The sequence below is a fragment of the Methylobacterium variabile genome (assembly GCF_001043975.1).
GTDB classification, from domain to species: Bacteria; Pseudomonadota; Alphaproteobacteria; order Rhizobiales; family Beijerinckiaceae; genus Methylobacterium; species Methylobacterium variabile.
Genome location: NZ_LABY01000427.1, coordinates 1 through 632, shown reverse-complemented (window position 1 = coordinate 632; position 632 = coordinate 1). Strand labels below are relative to the sequence as shown.

General features: G+C 75.8%; 1 protein-coding gene. It reads left to right on the top strand.

Annotated elements, in window-relative coordinates:
* On the top strand, positions 1-632 hold a 632-nt coding region (locus tag VQ02_RS33665), incomplete at both ends, for an MraY family glycosyltransferase (RefSeq protein ID WP_048448633.1).

Below are 632 nucleotides of genomic sequence, written 5' to 3'. Positions count from 1 at the left end.
TGCCGACCCCGCAGGGCGGGGGCATCGCGGTGATCGCCGCTGCCCTCGCGGTGCTGCTGTCGCTGCTCGGCGCCCCGGGGGGCGAGGTCGCGGCGCTGACCGCCGGAACCCTCGCCCTCGCGCTCATCGGTGCCGTCGACGACATCCGGCCCTTGTCGGTGGGCTTGCGCCTGCCGCTCCAGGCGGCGGCCGTCGTGCTGGTGCTCAGCGCCGCCGGCGGGCAGCTGATCCCCGGGCTGCCGCTCTGGCTCGAGCGCGGCCTCGCCGTCCTGGCCGGCCTGTGGTTCGTCAACCTCGTCAACTTCATGGACGGGCTCGACTGGATGACGGTCGCCGAGATGGTGCCGCTGCTCGGCGCGCTCGTGGCCTTCGGACTCGCCGGCCACCTGCCCGGGCCGGCGACCCTGGTGGCGGGCGCCCTGCTCGGCGGGCTCCTCGGCTTCGCGCCGTTCAACCGGCCGGTGGCAAAGCTCTTCCTCGGCGACGTCGGCTCGCTGCCGATCGGCCTCCTCGTCGCCTGGCTGCTCTACCGGCTGGCCGGGGAGGGCGGTCTCGCCGCCGCGATCCTGCTGCCGCTCTACTACCTCGCCGACGCGACCCTGACCCTCGGGCGCCGGGCGCTCGCGGGCGAG